Raw genomic sequence first — 16260 nt, forward strand, 5'->3', positions numbered from 1 at the left:
CGGGGCCTCCGGTGCGCCGCGCCGCACGGCGGGGCACCCTCCGCGGACCGGACGTACCCGGGCGGTGCGGCAACGCGGCGGCTGGGGGTGCCGGCTTCCCGAAGGCCCCGGCGGGGGTGCCCCCCGTCCGAAGATCCCGGGGTGGTGCCGGACGTCGCGAGCCGGTGAACCTTCCCGGTCACAGCACTGGCGCTCCGCCGCGGCGCGCGGCTCAGCGCAGCCCGGTCGGCCGCCGCAGGGCGGCCTGGATCAGGCGGTCCACCAGCTCAGGATAGCTCACGCCGCTCTCCTGCCACATCCGCGGATACATGGAGATGGGGGTGAAGCCCGGCATGGTGTTGATCTCGTTGATCACGAACTCGCCGTTCTCCTGCAGGAAGAAGTCGGCCCGGACCAGGCCCTCGCAGGCCGCCGCGTCAAAGGCGAGGACGGCCAGCTCCCGCACCCGGGCGGTCTCCTCGGGGGTGAGCGGTGCGGGCACCACCCCGGCGGCCGAGTCGATGTACTTGGCCTCGAAGTCGTAGAAGTCGTGCGCGGTGACGGGCGGGATCTCGGCGGGCACGCTGGCGCGCGGGCCGTCCTCGAACTCCAGCACACCGCACTCGATCTCCCGGCCGCGGAGCAGCGACTCGACCAGGATCTTGGGGTCGTGCCGGCGGGCCTCGGCCACCGCCTCGTCCAGCTCCTCCGGGCCGCTCACACGGCTGATGCCCATCGAGGAGCCGGCTCGTGCGGGCTTGACGAAGACCGGCCAGCCGTGGTCGGCGGCGAATTCGATGATCTTCCGGCGTGCGGCGGCGCCGCGCTCCGCGCCGCTGCCCTGCTCCCACTCACGCGGCCGGACCACCGTGTACGGGCCGACCGGGAGGCCGAAGGAGGTGAAGACCCGCTTCATGTACTCCTTGTCCATGCCGACGGCGGACGCCAGCACCCCGGCGCCGACGTAGGGCACCCCGGAGAGCTCCAGCAGCCCCTGCAGGGTGCCGTCCTCACCGTACGGGCCGTGCAGCACGGGGAAGACGACGTCCACTTCGCCGAGCGACTTGGGCACCTGCCCGGGCTCGGTGTAGACGACCTCGCGTCCGGCCGGGTCCACCGGGAGCAGCACACCGCCCTCAGCGGACTCGGCGAGCTCATCGACACTCGGCAGGGTGCGGCCGCTGATCGCCATCCGCTCGGGGTCGTCCGCGGTCAGCGCCCAGCGGCCGTCCGTGGTGATGCCGATCGGCAGCACCTCGTACGCGCTCCGGTCGATGGCGCGCATCACGGCACCCGCGGTGACCACCGAGATGGCGTGCTCGGAGCTGCGGCCGCCGAACACGACGGCGACGCGCGGCTTCCGGCCGGCGGCGCGGGCCGGGACACGGGGGGAGGCGGGCACGGGGTTCTGGGTTGATGACTCGCTGCTCATATCGGCTTGAGACTACCCTGCGCACCCCGCGCCGCGGCAGCCACCGGTACCGCATCGGCGTGGACGGATTTCCGGGCCCCCGGATGGTCCGGACGTCAGGTGGTGCGGCGCGGACCGGGCATCCGTGTGCGGCGCGGACCGGGCATCCGCCGCGGGCTGAAGGGCGGTCAGTGGCGTTCCGCCTTGGCGCTGCGCGACATGAGGTCCTTGAGGGCCACCATCGGCGGCTTGCCGTCGTGGACGATCTCCACCACGGTCTCGGTCAGCGGCATGTCGACGCCGTGCCGCCGGGCCAGATCCAGCACGGACTCGCAGGACTTCACGCCCTCGGCGGTCTGCTTGGTGGCCGCGATGGTCTGTTCCAGCGTCATGCCGCGGCCCAGGTTGGTGCCGAAGGTGTGGTTGCGGGAGAGCGGCGAGGAGCACGTCGCGATGAGATCCCCCATACCGGCGAGCCCGGCGAAGGTGTGCGCGTCGGCCCCCATCGCGGCCCCGAGCCGGCTGGTCTCGGCCAGGCCGCGGGTCATCAGCGAGGCCTTGGTGTTGTCGCCCAGCCCCATGCCGTCCGCGATGCCCACGGCCAGCGCGATGACGTTCTTCACGGCGCCGCCCAGTTCACAGCCGACGACATCGGTGTTGGTGTACGGACGGAAGTACGGGGTGTGGCAGGCGGCCTGGAGCCGGCGGGCGACGGATTCATCGGCGCAGGCGACCACGGACGCGGCGGGCTGCCGGGCGGCGATCTCCAGGGCGAGGTTGGGCCCGGTGAGCACGGCGACGCGCTCCGCCGGAACACCGGCGACCTCCTCGATCACCTCGCTCATCCGCTTGGCCGTGCCGAGTTCCACGCCTTTCATCAGACTGACCAGTACGGTGTCGGACGGCAGCAGCGGCGCCCACCGGGCCAGATTGCCGCGCAGGGTCTGGGAGGGGACGGCCAGCACCGTGAACTCGGCGCCCCGGGCGGCCTCGGCGGGGTCCGTCGTGGCCCGCACGGTCGGTGGCAGCTCGACGCCGGGCAGATAGCCGGGGTTGGTCCGGCCGGAGTTGACGGCGTCGACGACCTCCGCGCGGCGGCCCCAGAGGGTCACCTCGCAGCCGGCGTCGCCGAGCACCATGGCGAAAGCGGTCCCCCATGATCCCGTTCCGTAGACCGCGCAGCGCGTCACGCGCCATCCCCCTGTCCGTGCCGTTCCTGCCGCCTCCCGCGCTGCTCTCCGCGGGCCCTGCTGTGATCGTAGAGCTGTTCCGGCGCGGGCTCGCCCCGCATCTCGGCGAGGAGTGCGGTGATCGAGGCCATGATGGTCTCGGTGGCGGCGCGCAGCACCTCGGCGGTCGGCTCCTGTCCGTAGTACGCGGAGAGGTCCACCGGCGGGCCCGCCTGGACCCGCAGCGTCTTGCGCGGGAAGAGCCGGACCTTTCCGGTCTTGGCGTACGGCGGCACGGCTTCGTTGGCACCCCACTGGGCCACCGGGATCACCGGTGCCTTGGTGAGCAGCGCGACACGTGCGGCACCGGTCTTGCCCTGCATCGGCCAGTGGTCGGGGTCACGGGTGAGGGTGCCCTCGGGGTAGAAGGCCACGCACTCCCCCCGGTTGACCGCGTCGACCGCGGCGCGGAAGGCGTTGGCGGCGTCGGTCGATTCGCGGTAGACCGGGATCTGGCCGGTGCCGCGCAGGATCATGCCGACGAACGGCACCCGGAAAAGCGGTGCCTTGGCGAGGAATCGCGGCACCCGTCCGGTGTTGTACTGGAAGTGCGCATAGGAGAGCGGGTCGAGGGCGGAATTGTGATTGATGGCGGTGATATATCCGCCGTCCGCCGGAAGGTGCTCCATTCCGTGCCAGTCCCGCTTGAAGAAGAGGAGCAGCGGCGGTTTCGCGATGGCCGCGGCCAAGCGGTACCAGAAGCCGATTCTGCGGCGGGACACTCGGACACCCTCCTCGTGGGACCTGTTCGGGCTGCGGGTGGGCAGCCGCACAAGTGTCGCCCCAGGGTCCCGCTCTGTCGAGCACACGGTATCCCCGGGCCCGGCCCCCGGTTCCGGTGGCGGGTGACAATACGGGGAACGGCGGGGCGGACGAGGGAGGTGGCACGGGCGTGGCCTGGTCGCTGGTGATACCGCTGAAGCCGCTGGCCGTGGCCAAGAGCAGGCTGGCCGACGCGGCGGGCGAGGAGCTGCGCCCGGGGCTGGCACTGGCCTTCGCGCAGGACACGGTCGCGGCCGCGGCGGGCACGCCGGGCGTCGGCGATGTGGTGGTCGTCACGGACGACCCGCTGGCCGGGGCGGAGCTGGCGGAACTGGGCGCCCGGGTGGTGCCGGACGTTCCGGGCGCCGGGCTGAACGCCGCGCTGGCGTACGGCGCGCGAGCCGCGCGGAACCGGCGACCGGGCGCCCCGGTGGCGGCGCTCAACGCCGACCTCCCCGCACTGCGCTCCGCGGAACTGGCGCGGGTCCTCTCGGCCGCCGCGGCTTTTCCGCGGGCATTCCTGGCGGATGCCGAGGGAGTGGGAACGACGTTTCTGTCGGCGTCTCCCGGAACGGAACTCGCCCCGGCTTTCGGCGGCTCCTCCCGGAATCGGCACCACCGGTCCGGGGCCGTGGAAATCGTCCTGCCCGGGATTGCCTCGGTCCGGCGGGACGTGGACACCGGAGAGGATCTGCGGGCGGCTCTGCGGCTCGGCGTCGGATTCCGTACGGCCGCTCTCGCCGGGAGCCGCTACGCTGCCGTCATGCAGGCCACCGCTTACACCTATGACGCCGCGACCCGCTGCGGAAGCGTACTGCTCGACGACGGCACGCCCGTGGAATTCGACGCGGCCGCCTTCGACGCCGGCGGGCTGCGGCTGCTGCGTCCGGGCCAGCGGGTGCGGATCGAACTGGCGGAGGACGACCCCGCGGCGGCGGACGGCCCCGGCGGGCGACCGCGGGTCTCCCTGGTGACCCTGCAGACGTTCTGAGGGTCCCGGCCGGTCCCGGACGTGCCGCGGGCCGGGCTCCCCGAGGAGCCCGGCCCAGCGTGGGGGTGGGACGGCTGCCGTGCGGCCCGCCTACTTCCTGCGGGCGGCCGTCTTCTTCGCGGCGGCGTTGCGGGCGGTGGCCTTGCGGGCCGGCGCCTTCTTGGCGGTGGTCTTCTTGGCCGGTGCCGTCTTGGACGACGCCTTCTTGGCGGTGGCCGACTTCTTCGCGGGGGCCTTCTTGGCCGCGGTGGTCTTGGCGGTGGCCGTCTTCTTCGCGGGCGCCGCCTTCTTGGCGGCGGTCTTGCGCGCGGTGGCGGTGGTCTTCTTCGCCGCCCCCTTCTTCGCGGCGGCCTTCTTCGCCGCGGCCTTGGTGGTGGCGCGGGCCGAAACCCCGCCCGTCAGGCTGCCCTTGGGCGCCTTCTTCACCGCCACCTCGCCTCCCTTGGGAAGCTTCTTGCTCCCGCTCACCAGGTCCTTGAAGCCCTGGCCGGCGCGGAAGCGGGGCACGGAGGTCTTCTTGACCCGGACCCGCTCACCGGTCTGCGGGTTGCGGGCGTACCGGGCCGGTCGGTCGACCTTTTCGAACGAGCCGAATCCGGTGACCGAGACCCGGTCTCCGGCGACCACCGCGCGGACGATCGCGTCCAGCACCGCATCCACGGCGTCGGCGGCGTTCTGCCGGCCACCGAGCTTGTCCGCGATCGCTTCTACGAGCTGCGCCTTGTTCACGTCTTCCCCTTCGGAGACATTGCCTGAACGAATCAGTTCGGGCGATTTCGCACGTTAGGCAGATATATACCGCAAATCAAAGACGAAACGGTCTAATCACCCTTGTGCCGCAATGGATCTCGACCGTTACGCAGGTGCGTCGGGGCGTAATCGGCTGTCGTCGAGGTCCTGCGTGAAGCGCTCCAGACGCCGGGCCGCGCCGGGGAGATCGTGTTTGGCGGCGGCCGTGATGGCAAGCAGCTTCCGGGAGAGCGCCAACCGCTCATCCTCCGGAACTTGGAGGGAGCGCACTCGCGCGTGCGCTTCCTTGAGGCGGCCCGCGACGAGCTCGTGAAGTGGGAGTTGAGGGTCGCGGTCCATGCACAGATTGTGCCATCTGCGGCGAGTTGTCGCCCCACCGGGCGTCAACCCTTTTCGGGAAGGAGCCTCGCACACGACGGCGCCCCCCGCCTGCGGGCGGGGGGCGCCGTGCTCCGTACGGCCGCCGGGGCCGCACCGGAGGAGTCCGAACAGAGCGGTCAGACCACGGTGGTGGTGGGTTTGAACACGGGCCGGGAGGTTTCGTAGGCGGCGATGTCCGCCTCGTTCTTCAGGGTGAGACTGATGTCGTCCAGCCCTTCCAGGAGCCGCCAGCGCGCGTTCTCGTCCAGGTCGAAGGAGGCGGTGAGGACGGTGCCGTCCGGGCGAGGGGCCCGGACTTCGCGGGCGACGAGGTCGACGGTGATCTCGGCGGCGGGGTCGGCCTCGGCCAGCTCCCACAGGGTGTCGACGGTCTCCTGCGGCAGGACGACGGTCAGCAGGCCGTTCTTGAGCGAGTTGCCGCGGAAGATGTCGGCGAACCGGGAGGAGATCACGGCTTTGAAACCGTAGTTCTGCAGGGCCCAGACGGCGTGTTCGCGGGAGGAGCCGGTGCCGAAGTCCGGGCCGGCGACGAGGACGCTCGCGCCCCGGTACTCCTCCTGGTTGAGCACGAAGGCGGGGTCCCTGCGCCAGGCCTCGAAGAGGCCGTCCTCGAAACCGTCGCGGGTGACCTTCTTCAGCCAGTGCGCCGGGATGATCTGGTCGGTGTCGACATTGCTGCGCCGCAGCGGCACGGCCCGGCCGGTGTGCGTGGTGAACGCTTCCATGGTGTCTCAGGCCTCCACGAGAGCCGGGATGTCGGACAGATCGGCCGGGGAGGCCAGATGCCCCAGGACCGCGGTGGCCGCGGCGATCTGCGGGGAGACCAGGTGGGTCCGCCCGCCCTTGCCCTGGCGCCCCTCGAAGTTGCGGTTGGAGGTGGACGCCGCCCGCTCACCGGGCTGGAGCTGGTCGGGGTTCATCCCCAGGCACATCGAACAGCCCGCGTGGCGCCACTCGGCGCCGGCGGTGGTGAAGACCCGGTCCAGCCCTTCCTCCACCGCCTGCAGGGCGACACGGACCGAGCCGGGGACGACCAGCATCCGCACTCCGTCGGCGACCCTGCGGCCCTGGAGGACCGCGGCGGCCGCGCGCAGGTCCTCGATCCGGCCGTTCGTGCACGAGCCGACGAAGACGGTGTCCACGTCCACCTCACGCAGGGGCTGCCCGGCGGTCAGGCCCATGTACTCCAGGGCTTTCTGCGCGGCGTGCCGCTCACTGGCGTCGGTGAAGGAGGCCGGGTCCGGTACCGAGGCCGACAGCGGAGCGCCCTGGCCGGGGTTGGTGCCCCAGGTGACGAACGGCGCCAGGGCGGAGGCGTCGATGACGACCTCGTGGTCGAAGACCGCGTCCTCGTCGGTGCGCAGGGTCTTCCAGTAGGAGACGGCCGCGTCCCAGTCCTCCCCCTGCGGGGCGTGGGGGCGGCCCTTGAGGTAGGCGAAGGTGGTGTCGTCCGGGGCGATCATGCCCGCGCGGGCACCGGCCTCGATCGACATGTTGCAGATCGTCATCCGGGCCTCCATCGACAGCTTCTCGATGGCCTCGCCCCGGTACTCGATCACATAGCCCTGGCCGCCACCGGTGCCGATCTTCGTGATCACGGCCAGGATGAGGTCCTTGGCCGTGACGTCCGCGGGCAGTTCGCCCTCGACGGTGACCGCCATGGTCCTGAACGGGGCCAGCGGCAGGGTCTGGGTGGCGAGGACGTGCTCGACCTGGCTGGTGCCGATGCCGAACGCCAGCGCCCCGAAGGCGCCGTGGGTGGAGGTGTGGCTGTCACCGCAGACCACCGTCATACCGGGCTGGGTCAGTCCCAGCTGCGGTCCCACCACGTGGACGACACCCTGCTCCACGTCGCCCAGCGGGTGCAGCCGCACCCCGAAGTCGGCGCAGTTCTTCCGCAGCGTCTCGAGCTGGACCCGCGAGACCGGGTCCGCGATCGGCTTGTCGATGTCGAGCGTGGGGGTGTTGTGGTCCTCGGTCGCGATGGTCAGGTCGAGGCGCCGCACCGGCCGGCCGTTCTTGCGCAGTCCGTCGAACGCCTGCGGGCTGGTCACCTCGTGCAGCAGGTGCAGATCGATGAAGAGAAGGTCGGGCTCGCCTTCCGCGCGCCGGACGACGTGGTCGTCCCAGACCTTCTCCGCGAGTGTCCGTCCCATCGCTTTCCCTCCGGCCGGCGGCTCTGCCGGCCCAACTCGGCTTGTCGTTCCGCCCCTGCGGTGATCCGCGGGGCGGGTGCGCGGACCCGTGCCACCGGGCGCTGTCCTGTCCGGAGCCGGGTGTCCGCCGGATGTCCAACCGCCGTTCCACCACGGGCCGCTCCTACAGATTGGCGGCTTCCGGGGAAAAGTGAACTTGCGTTTCATACTCTGAGACGCGAATATCGACGCATGGACAACTCTAGCGGCTCCAGCGGGGTCGGCGTTCTCGACAAGGCAGCTCTGGTTCTGAGCGCTCTGGAGTCCGGTCCGGCCACCCTCGCCGGGCTGGTCGCCGCGACCGGTCTCGCCCGCCCCACGGCCCACCGGCTGGCGGTGGCCCTGGAGCATCACCGGATCGTGGCGAGGGACATGCAGGGCCGGTTCATCCTCGGCCCGCGACTGGCCGAACTGGCCGCCGCGGCGGGCGAGGACCGGCTGCTGGCGACGGCCGGCCCCGTGCTCACGCATCTGCGGGACGTCACCGGGGAGAGCGCGCAGCTCTACCGGCGCCAGGGGGACATGCGCATCTGCGTCGCCGCGGCGGAACGGCTGTCCGGACTGCGGGACACCGTGCCGGTCGGCTCCACCCTGCCGATGAAGGCCGGCTCGGCGGCGCAGATCCTCATGGCCTGGGAGGAGCCGGAGCGGCTGCACCGCGGGCTGCAGGGCGCCCGGTTCACGGCCACCGCCCTCTCCGGGGTGCGGCGCCGGGGGTGGGCCCAGTCCATCGGCGAGCGCGAGCCGGGGGTGGCCTCCGTCTCCGCCCCGGTGCGCGGACCGTCGAACCGGGTGGTGGCGGCCGTATCGGTCTCCGGTCCGATCGAGCGGCTGACCCGCCACCCGGGACGGATGCACGCCCAGGCGGTCATCGACGCCGCGAGCCGGCTCACCGAGGCTCTGCGGCGCAACGGGGGCTGAACCCCGCCGGCGAGCGGGGAGGCCGGTACGGCGTCGGTGAGGGCCGTACCGGCGGGAGCCGGCGCCTCGCGGAGCCGCCGGGCGCGCGAGAAGGCCCCCCGCCGAAGCGGAGGGCCTTCTGCCGTACGTACCCCCGACCGGATTCGAACCGGCGCTACCGCCTTGAGAGGGCGGCGTGCTAGGCCGCTACACAACGGGGGCCTGCGGATGCTGCGTCCATCGCCGAGGCGTTCGCCGAGACGGGAGACACATGCGCATGACGCGCTGGGCTACCAGGACTCGAACCTAGACTAAATGAACCAGAATCACTCGTGCTGCCAATTACACCATAGCCCATGGTATAGACCAGTACCCCCGACCGGATTCGAACCGGCGCTACCGCCTTGAGAGGGCGGCGTGCTAGGCCGCTACACAACGGGGGCCCCAGCGATCCCGTGGCGCGCCCCCGCCAGAAATCACCTGGCGAGGTCGGCTGCGAGGATCTGTACCCCCGACCGGATTCGAACCGGCGCTACCGCCTTGAGAGGGCGGCGTGCTAGGCCGCTACACAACGGGGGCTAGTCACTGCACGCGCATGAGATGCGCAACTTGCACACAAGAGAGTTCTACGGGGATCTCCTGCTGGGCTACCAGGACTCGAACCTAGACTAAGTGAACCAGAATCACTCGTGCTGCCAATTACACCATAGCCCACCAAAACGCAACCCCTTGCCGGGGTTTTGTTCTGCCGCGCGGCCTCTCCGGTCCATCGGCCCGGGCGGGCTGCGCAGGAAGAACATTACCCGATCGTGGACAGCGCTCCAAAACGGGTATCTCCCGCCGCGCCGACCGCCGATGGGCCGCGACCGGTACGGCGCCGGGAGCGCACCGGGACGCCGCCCGGCCGCCGGGAGCCGCTCAGGAGGCGACGACACGCTCCAGCGCGGCAGTCAGCCGGCGCAGCGTCTCGTCGTGTCCCAGCAGCTCCATGGACTCGAAGAGCGGCGGTGACACCCGGCGGCCCGTGACGGCCACCCGCAGCGGCGTGAAGGCGTGCTTCGGCTTGATGCCGAGGCCGTCGACCAGCGCCGTGCGGAGCGCCGCCTGGATCGGCTCGGGGGTGAACTGCTTCAGGTCGCGGAGCACCTCGACGCTCGCCTCCAGCACCGGCCGCGCCTCGGGGGTGAGCACCTTGGCCGCGTCGGCCTCGTCCACCCGGAACTCGTCCGGGTCCACGAAGAGGAAGCCGAGCATCCCGGTGACCTCGCCCAGCACGACCATCCGCTCCTGGACGAGCGGCGCGGCGCGGGCCAGCAGTTCCAGCTGCTCGGCGGTCGGCTCCTCCTCCGGGAAGAGGAAGGGCAGCAGCCGGTCGGCGAACTCGTCGGCGCGGAGCGCGCGCAGATGCGTGGCGTTGATCGCTTCGCACTTCTTGAGGTCGAAGCGGGCCGGGTTGGCGTTGACGTCCCCGATGTCGAAGGCGGCGATCATCTCCTCCATGGAGAAGACGTCCCGGTCCTCGGCGAGCGACCAGCCCAGCAGCGAGAGGTAGTTGAGCAGTCCCTCGGGGAGGAAGCCGCGCTCGCGGTAGAGGTTGAGCGAGGACTGCGGGTCGCGCTTGGAGAGCTTCTTGTTGCCCTCCCCCATCACATACGGCAGATGCCCGAACCGCGGGACGGTGCCGTTGCCGACGCCGATGTCGGCCAGCGCCCGGTAGAGGGCGATCTGCCGCGGGGTGGAGGACAGGAGGTCCTCCCCGCGCAGCACGTGGGTGATCTCCATCAGCGCGTCGTCGACGGGGTTGACGAGCGTGTAGAGCGGGGCGCCGTTGGCCCGGACGATGCCGAAGTCCGGCACGTTCTCCGGGGTGAAGGTCAGCTCGCCGCGGACCAGGTCGGTGAAGGTGATCGGCTCGTCCGGCATCCGGAAGCGGAGCACCGGGGTGCGCTCCTCGGCCCGGTAGGCGGCGATCTCCTCCTGGCTGAGGGCACGGCACTTGCCGTCGTAGCCGGAGGGCCGGCCGGCGGCCCGGGCCTCGTTGCGGCGGGCGTCGAGCTCCTCGGTGGAGCAGTAGCACTTGTAGGCGTGGCCGGCCTCCTCCAGGCGGCGGGCGACATCGGCGTAGACGTCCATCCGCTGCGACTGCCGGTACGGGGCGTGCGGGCCGCCGGTCTCCGGGCCCTCGTCCCAGTCCAGGCCGAGCCAGCGCATCGCGTCCAGCAGCTGCTCGTAGGACTCCTCGGAGTCGCGGGCGGCGTCGGTGTCCTCGATGCGGAAGACCAGGGTGCCGCCGTGGTGCCGGGCGAAGGCCCAGTTGAAGAGGGCGGTGCGGACCAGGCCCACATGCGGGTTGCCGGTCGGCGAGGGGCAGAAACGGACGCGTACGGGGTACGGGAGGGGTGCGCTAGCCACGCTTGATCACCTTATTGGTGAGAGTGCCGATGCCTTCGATGGTGACGGCGACCTCGTCGCCGACGCTGAGGGGGCCGACCCCGGCCGGGGTGCCGGTGAGGACCACGTCGCCCGGGAGCAGGGTCATCGCCTCCGTGATGTGCGTGATGAGATCGGCGACGGACCGGACCATCTCGCCCGTGCGGCCCAGCTGGCGCTGCTCGCCGTTGACGGTGCACATGATGCCCAGGTCGGCGGGGTCGAGTTCGGTCTCCACCCAGGGGCCGAGGGGGCAGGAGCCGTCGAATCCCTTCGCCCGCGCCCACTGCTCCTCGGCGCGCTGGACGTCCCGGGCGGTGATGTCGTTGGCGCAGGTGTAGCCGAGGATGACGTCCTGGACCCGTTCCCGGGGAACCTCCCGGCACATCCGTCCGATGACCACGGCCAGTTCGGCCTCGTGGTGAACCTCCCCGGAGAAGGGGGGGTACGGGATGGGATCACCGGGGCCGGTCACGGAGGTCGAGGGCTTGAAGAAGGTGACCGGCACCCCGGGGACCCCGCCGCCCATCTCGGCGGCGTGCTCGGCGTAGTTGCGGCCGATCGCCACCACCTTGCTGGGGAGCACCGGGGGCAGCAGCCGCACCTGGGCCAGCGGCACCTTCCTCCCCGAACGCTCGAACTCGGCGAAGGGATGGCCCTTGATGATGTCGAGGACGGGGCCGTCCGGGTCGGACGGCTCCCCCTCCACGATGCCGAAGGCGACGTTGCCGTCGATGGAGAATCTGGCGATGCGCACGGGAAGCCGCTGCCCCTCACTCACTGGCCGGAGACTGACGCCCCAGGCTAACGCCCGCCCGGCGGCGGCGGGCTCACCGGAGAGACCGGGTCACGCGCGCGGTCGCGCCGGATCCCTCAGTCGTTCGGAGCGTCCACGAGGACGGTGCGGCGCGGGTTGGCGGTCCGGGCGGGGAGCTGGGACCGGGCGGCGCTCTCCGGCCGCGGCTCCTCGGTGACGGCGGGACGCGGTTCGTCGGCGTCCTCGAGGTGCGCCAGCGTGGTGCGTCGCGGGTTCGCTATGTTGCGGAACATCATGGTCGTCTTCACCGGTCGCTCTGTCCCTCGCACTTGTCGTTCCGGGCCTGGGTGTCAACAGGCAGGCTAGACGCGCGGTTCCCCTCTCCCGCGAAAACAAAGCCGGGAACGCCGTGTGATTTTCCTCACTTACACCGGAACAAGGGCGTCATATCGGACCGATGTCCGTCGATGACAAACCGGGACATCCATGGAGCGAAGCCCGCATTCCGCACCTCATCGGGGCTACCGGGACAGGGGCCGGTCTCGGGGGAATCGATGCGTATTGTCCGTTATCCACTCCATTGCTTTCCACGTCGGGTGACACTGCCCGCACATAGCGTCACCCGCCCGACGGAGCCCTTCTCCGCCCTTGTTGGAGATCCCTCTCTGTGCTGGAATCTCACGGACCGCCGCACCATCCAGCCGGCGCGCACACTGGCGCAGAGAAGCGCCGCGCGGCGGTGTCTCACCTGTCCGAACCACAACCGGGGGAGACGCGCCGGTCACTCACGACCACCATGGGGGCCCCGGTTCCCACGACTCGACACCGTTCCGCCGCTCACCCGGGGGAACGCCTGGTCCAGAGGTTGCGACGCTAGTGCAGGGACGTTTCAAGAGGGATAGCAGCGCTGCGGCGGACCCGGAGCTGCGTGGCGGGGCCGACCGCGGCCTCTCGTCCGAGCGCGCCCAGGGCCCCGGAGCCACACCCGGCGGCCAGGGTTCCGACCGGGGCGCCCCGACACAGGCGCAGGGCGGGGGCGACGGGTCCGGCACGCCGGATGTCGCCCACCCGAGCGCGGGCACACGACTCGCGCTGCGCAACTGGCGCATCAGCACCCGTCTGGTCTCCCTGCTGGCCCTGCCCGTGGTCGCGGCGACGACCCTGGGCGCGCTGCGGATCGACACCTCGATGGACGATCTCGACCAGCTGGAGAACATGCAGCTGCTGACCGAGATGACCAAGCAGGCCACCGAGCTGGCGTCCGCGCTCCAGGAGGAGCGCGACCACTCGGCCGGCCCGCTGGCGGCCGGGGACAAGAAGAACGACGACGTCGTCTACCCGCGGCAGCAGACCGACCGGGCCAAGCAGGCCTTCCGCGAGGCGACCCAGGAGATCGAGTCCTCGGACGACGACGCCCTGGTGGGCGTCAACTCCTCACTCGTCAACATCCTCAAGCAGCTGGAGCAGATCAAGCAGATCCGCTCCAACGCGTACGCGGACAGCGAGTACATCGCGCTGACCGTCTACCAGTACAACCAGCTCATCACTTCGCTGCTCTCCCTGTCGCAGGACATGGCGCAGGCGACGAGCAACACCGAGATGATCCGCGCCACCCGCGCGCTGGCCGCCTTCTCCTCCGCCAAGGAGTACGCGTCCATCCAGCGCGCGATGATCACGGCGGCCCTCGCCAACGAGCCCAAGCCGAAGCTCGTCGCGAGCGACCGGCTCTACGGTGAGAGCGCGCTGCTGAGCGAGGAGTCCACCCTCGCCCAGTTCAGCCAGATCTACGACGGCAAGCAGACCACCGAGGAACTCCTCCAGGCCCTGGAGGACGGCGGCAGCGCCAACATCATCCTCGCGGACAAGTACGCGGCCCGGATGCTCAAGCCGGACAGCCCGATCGCCAACGAGACCCGGTCGTACAAGGACTGGTACGACCAGGACACCGCCAAGATCGAAGAGATGTCCAAGATCGAGGCGACCCTGCTCTCCGAGATGGAGGACAAGGCGCGTCAGCTGCGGTCCGAGGCTCAGCGGGACGCCCTGATCAACGGTCTGGTCATCCTGCTGGTCCTCGGCGTCTCGCTGGTCGGCGCGTTCGTCGTGGCCCGCTCCATGGTCCGCTCGCTCCGCCGGCTGCAGGACACCGCCCAGGAGGTCTCGCAGAAGCGGCTGCCCGAGCTGGTCAAGCAGCTCTCCGAGGCCGACCCGCAGGACGTGGACACCTCCGTCGCCTCCGTCGGTGTGCACAGCAAGGACGAGATCGGCCGGGTGGCCGCGGCGTTCGACGACGTGCACCGCGAGGCGGTCCGCCTCGCCGCCGAGCAGGCGCTGCTGCGGGGCAACGTCAACGCGATGTTCACCAACCTCTCGCGCCGCAGCCAGGGCCTCATCCAGCGCCAGCTCTCGCTCATCTCCGAGCTGGAGAGCCGCGAGGCCGACCCCGACCAGCTGTCCTCGCTCTTCAAGCTGGACCACCTCGCGACCCGTATGCGCCGGAACGGCGAGAACCTCCTCGTCCTCGCGGGCGAGGAGCCGGGCCGCCGGTGGACCCGCCCCGTCCCGCTGGTCGACGTGCTCCGCGCCGCGGCCTCCGAGGTGGAGCAGTACGAGCGGATCGAACTGAGCTCCGTGCCCTCGACCGAGGTCGCGGGCCGGGTCGTCAACGACCTCGTACACCTCCTCGCCGAGCTGCTGGAGAACGCCACCTCGTTCTCCTCCCCGCAGACCAAGGTCAAGGTCACCGGTCACGCGCTGCCCGACGGCCGGGTGCTGGTCGAGATCCACGACACCGGTATCGGCCTCTCCCCCGAGGACCTCGCGGACATCAACGAGCGGCTGGCCAGCCCCCCGACCGTCGACGTCTCCGTCTCCCGCCGCATGGGCCTCTTCGTGGTCGGCCGCCTCTCCCAGCGGCACGGCATCCGCATCCAGCTCCGGCCCTCCGACTCGGGCGGCACCACCGCCCTCGTCATGCTGCCGGTCGACGTCGCCCAGAGCGGCCGCAAGACCCCCGGCGGCAAGCCGAACGCGGGCCCCGCCTCCCAGGGGCCCGGCGCCGGAGCCGGCGCCGGAGCCGGCGGTCCCCAGGGCAACCGGCTCGCCGGCATGGCGCCCCGCGGCCAGATGCCCGGCGGCGGCCGCCCCGCCCTTCCGGGGCGGGACGGTGCTCCGGCCGGCGCTCCCGGCGGACGTCCCGACAACGGCCCGCCGCCACAGCGCCCCCGGCAGGGCGGGGGCCCGGCCTACGGGGACCCCGCGCAGGGACAGGGCCGCGGCGGACCCGGCGGACCCAACGTGTTCGGGGCCCCGGCGCCGGGTGCCGGCGCCCCCGCGCGCCAGGCCGCTCCGGACGACCGCCCGCGCCGGCCCGCGCTCCCGCAGCAGGACAACGACCCCGGCGCCGCCCAGCCGCCCGTCGCGCCGCCCACCGGTGCGCCGCGGCAGGCACCGGGCCGCGGCCCCGCCCCCGCCGGGCAGGGTCCGCGGGCGCAGATTCCGCCGCGCGGTCCCGCCGGCGAGCTGCCGGGCGGACCCTCCAGCCCGCAGAACGAGCCGGGGACGGCCGAGCCCGCCGGGACGAGCTGGGGCGCGCGCAGGTCCTCCGGCGACGACTGGCCCGGGTCCCGGCCCGAGGCCGCACGCGGCCACGAGGACGCGGAGTCGACGGCGCAGTTCCCGCGCCCCGACTTCACCGGCCCGCCGCCCGGTGCGCAGCAGCAGCGGCCCCCGGCGCCGCAGCAATGGCAGGACACGGGCCAGTACCCGGCACCCCACGGCCAGGGCCGGCCCCCCGTCCGCAGCGACCGGGACCAGGGCGACACCGCGCAGTTCCCCCGCCCCGGGCACAACGCGCCGCAGCCCGGATCCCCGCAGCAGCCGCAGCGGGCCCCGCAGCAGCGGCGTGCGGAGCCGGAGGCGCTGCCCCCGGCCGCCGGGCCGGGTGACGGCCGGACGCCGCTCTTCGAGGCACTGGAGTCCGACTGGTTCCGCGGGATCCGCGGCGGGCAGCCGGGGCAGAACGGCGGGGAACCGCAGCCCCGCCAGGAACCGCAGCCCCGCCAGGAGCCGCAGCCCCGCCGCGAGCAGTCCGCTCCGGCCTCCCCCCCGCCGCCCCCACAGCGGCGGGAGCCGGCCCGCGCGGAGAACGCGGGCGGCAACGGCGCGGTATGGCGTTCGTCCCCGAACGACGAGCTGGGCCGGCAGGCCGAGCGCGTACGCCAGCCGGCCGCCGGCGGTCTCACCACCTCCGGGCTGCCGCGCCGGGTCCCGCGGGCGAACCTCGTGGCGGGCACGGCACAGCAGCCGGAGACGGTCCAGCCCGGCCCGCAGGTTTCCCGGGCACCCGCCGACGTGCGCGGGCGTCTCACCAACCTCCGCCGGGGTATCCAGCAGGGCCGCCAGGCCGGGCACAACCCCGGTCCCGGCGGGCACGGCATTGGTCCCACTTACCATCAGGAGCGTTAGTTGAGCCC

The 16260-nt window shown here is 72.0% G+C and carries 12 protein-coding genes, 5 tRNA genes and 1 pseudogene; 3 read left to right on the forward strand and 15 right to left on the reverse strand.

Features of this window, described 5'->3' with window-relative positions; genetic code table 11:
- Nucleotides 1-211 precede the first annotated feature (211 nt).
- The 3 genes from KBZ10_RS08075 to KBZ10_RS08085 all read right to left on the reverse strand — a co-directional run bounded on the left by KBZ10_RS08075 (nucleotide 212) and on the right by KBZ10_RS08085 (nucleotide 3341).
- Nucleotides 212-1411 (reverse strand): D-alanine--D-alanine ligase family protein, encoded by a 1200-nt coding sequence (locus tag KBZ10_RS08075; protein WP_210986820.1) that lies wholly within the window; start codon nucleotides 1409-1411, stop codon nucleotides 212-214.
- Nucleotides 1412-1578: 167 nt separating this feature from the next.
- On the reverse strand, nucleotides 1579-2580 hold the full coding sequence (locus KBZ10_RS08080; protein WP_210986821.1) for an NAD(P)H-dependent glycerol-3-phosphate dehydrogenase: 1002 nt from the start codon (nucleotides 2578-2580) through the stop codon (nucleotides 1579-1581).
- Nucleotides 2577-3341, reverse strand: a complete 765-nt coding sequence (locus tag KBZ10_RS08085) for a 1-acyl-sn-glycerol-3-phosphate acyltransferase (protein ID WP_210986822.1) — start codon at nucleotides 3339-3341, stop codon at nucleotides 2577-2579. Before KBZ10_RS08085 ends, KBZ10_RS08080 begins: the two co-directional genes overlap by 4 nt.
- 170 nt (nucleotides 3342-3511) lie before the next feature.
- Between KBZ10_RS08085 and cofC the strand changes: the two are divergent.
- Nucleotides 3512-4117, forward strand: a pseudogene (cofC, locus tag KBZ10_RS08090) (2-phospho-L-lactate guanylyltransferase); the annotation flags it as partial.
- Nucleotides 4118-4462: 345 nt separating this feature from the next.
- Here the strand turns inward: cofC and KBZ10_RS08095 are convergent.
- The 4 genes from KBZ10_RS08095 to leuC form a co-directional block, all read right to left on the reverse strand.
- Nucleotides 4463-5101, reverse strand: a complete 639-nt coding sequence (locus KBZ10_RS08095; protein WP_210986823.1) for an HU family DNA-binding protein — start codon at nucleotides 5099-5101, stop codon at nucleotides 4463-4465.
- Nucleotides 5102-5227: 126 nt separating this feature from the next.
- A complete protein-coding gene (locus KBZ10_RS08100) occupies nucleotides 5228-5461 on the reverse strand; it encodes a hypothetical protein (protein ID WP_210986824.1) in 234 nt (77 codons plus the stop codon).
- A 158-nt stretch (nucleotides 5462-5619) separates the two neighbouring features.
- Nucleotides 5620-6228 carry a 3-isopropylmalate dehydratase small subunit gene (gene leuD / locus KBZ10_RS08105; RefSeq protein ID WP_210986825.1) on the reverse strand — a complete coding sequence of 203 codons (609 nt, stop codon included), beginning with the start codon at nucleotides 6226-6228 and terminating at the stop codon, nucleotides 5620-5622.
- Between the two features lie 6 nt (nucleotides 6229-6234).
- The gene (gene leuC, locus KBZ10_RS08110; protein ID WP_210986826.1) at nucleotides 6235-7659 is read right to left on the reverse strand and encodes a 3-isopropylmalate dehydratase large subunit; all 1425 of its coding nucleotides are present in this window, start codon (nucleotides 7657-7659) and stop codon (nucleotides 6235-6237) included.
- Between the two features lie 231 nt (nucleotides 7660-7890).
- Here leuC and ndgR point away from each other — a divergent pair, with 231 nt between their 5' ends.
- Nucleotides 7891-8619: an IclR family transcriptional regulator NdgR gene (gene ndgR / locus KBZ10_RS08115; protein WP_210986827.1), complete on the forward strand. Its 729-nt coding sequence runs from the start codon at nucleotides 7891-7893 to the stop codon at nucleotides 8617-8619.
- 128 nt (nucleotides 8620-8747) lie between these two features.
- On the opposite strand, the gene KBZ10_RS08120 is transcribed toward ndgR, so the two are convergent.
- The 8 genes from KBZ10_RS08120 to KBZ10_RS08155 all read right to left on the reverse strand — a co-directional run bounded on the left by KBZ10_RS08120 (nucleotide 8748) and on the right by KBZ10_RS08155 (nucleotide 12093).
- Nucleotides 8748-8820: transfer RNA gene (locus KBZ10_RS08120), tRNA-Glu, on the reverse strand.
- Nucleotides 8821-8883: 63 nt separating this feature from the next.
- Nucleotides 8884-8955 (reverse strand) — tRNA-Gln (locus KBZ10_RS08125).
- Nucleotides 8956-8968: 13 nt separating this feature from the next.
- A tRNA-Glu gene (locus KBZ10_RS08130) sits at nucleotides 8969-9041 on the reverse strand.
- Nucleotides 9042-9104: 63 nt separating this feature from the next.
- Nucleotides 9105-9177: transfer RNA gene (locus KBZ10_RS08135), tRNA-Glu, on the reverse strand.
- Between the two features lie 63 nt (nucleotides 9178-9240).
- Nucleotides 9241-9312, reverse strand: a tRNA-Gln gene (locus KBZ10_RS08140).
- A 204-nt stretch (nucleotides 9313-9516) separates the two neighbouring features.
- Nucleotides 9517-11010 carry a glutamate--tRNA ligase gene (gene gltX, locus KBZ10_RS08145; RefSeq protein WP_210986828.1) on the reverse strand — a complete coding sequence of 498 codons (1494 nt, stop codon included), beginning with the start codon at nucleotides 11008-11010 and terminating at the stop codon, nucleotides 9517-9519.
- Nucleotides 11003-11785, reverse strand: coding sequence for a fumarylacetoacetate hydrolase family protein (locus KBZ10_RS08150; RefSeq protein ID WP_210986829.1), 783 nt, complete (start codon nucleotides 11783-11785; stop codon nucleotides 11003-11005). The genes gltX and KBZ10_RS08150 overlap by 8 nt, the downstream gene beginning before the upstream one ends.
- Before the next feature lie 116 nt (nucleotides 11786-11901).
- Entirely contained in the window at nucleotides 11902-12093 is a 192-nt protein-coding gene (locus tag KBZ10_RS08155; protein WP_210986830.1) for a hypothetical protein, read from the reverse strand.
- Nucleotides 12094-12661: 568 nt separating this feature from the next.
- On the opposite strand from KBZ10_RS08155, the gene KBZ10_RS08160 reads away from it, so the two are divergent.
- Nucleotides 12662-16252, forward strand: coding sequence for a nitrate- and nitrite sensing domain-containing protein (locus KBZ10_RS08160; protein WP_210986831.1), 3591 nt, complete (start codon nucleotides 12662-12664; stop codon nucleotides 16250-16252).
- The last annotated feature ends 8 nt before the right edge of the window (nucleotides 16253-16260 follow it).

This window comes from Streptomyces sp. F63 (assembly GCF_018070345.1).
Classification (GTDB): Bacteria; Actinomycetota; Actinomycetes; order Streptomycetales; family Streptomycetaceae; genus Streptomyces.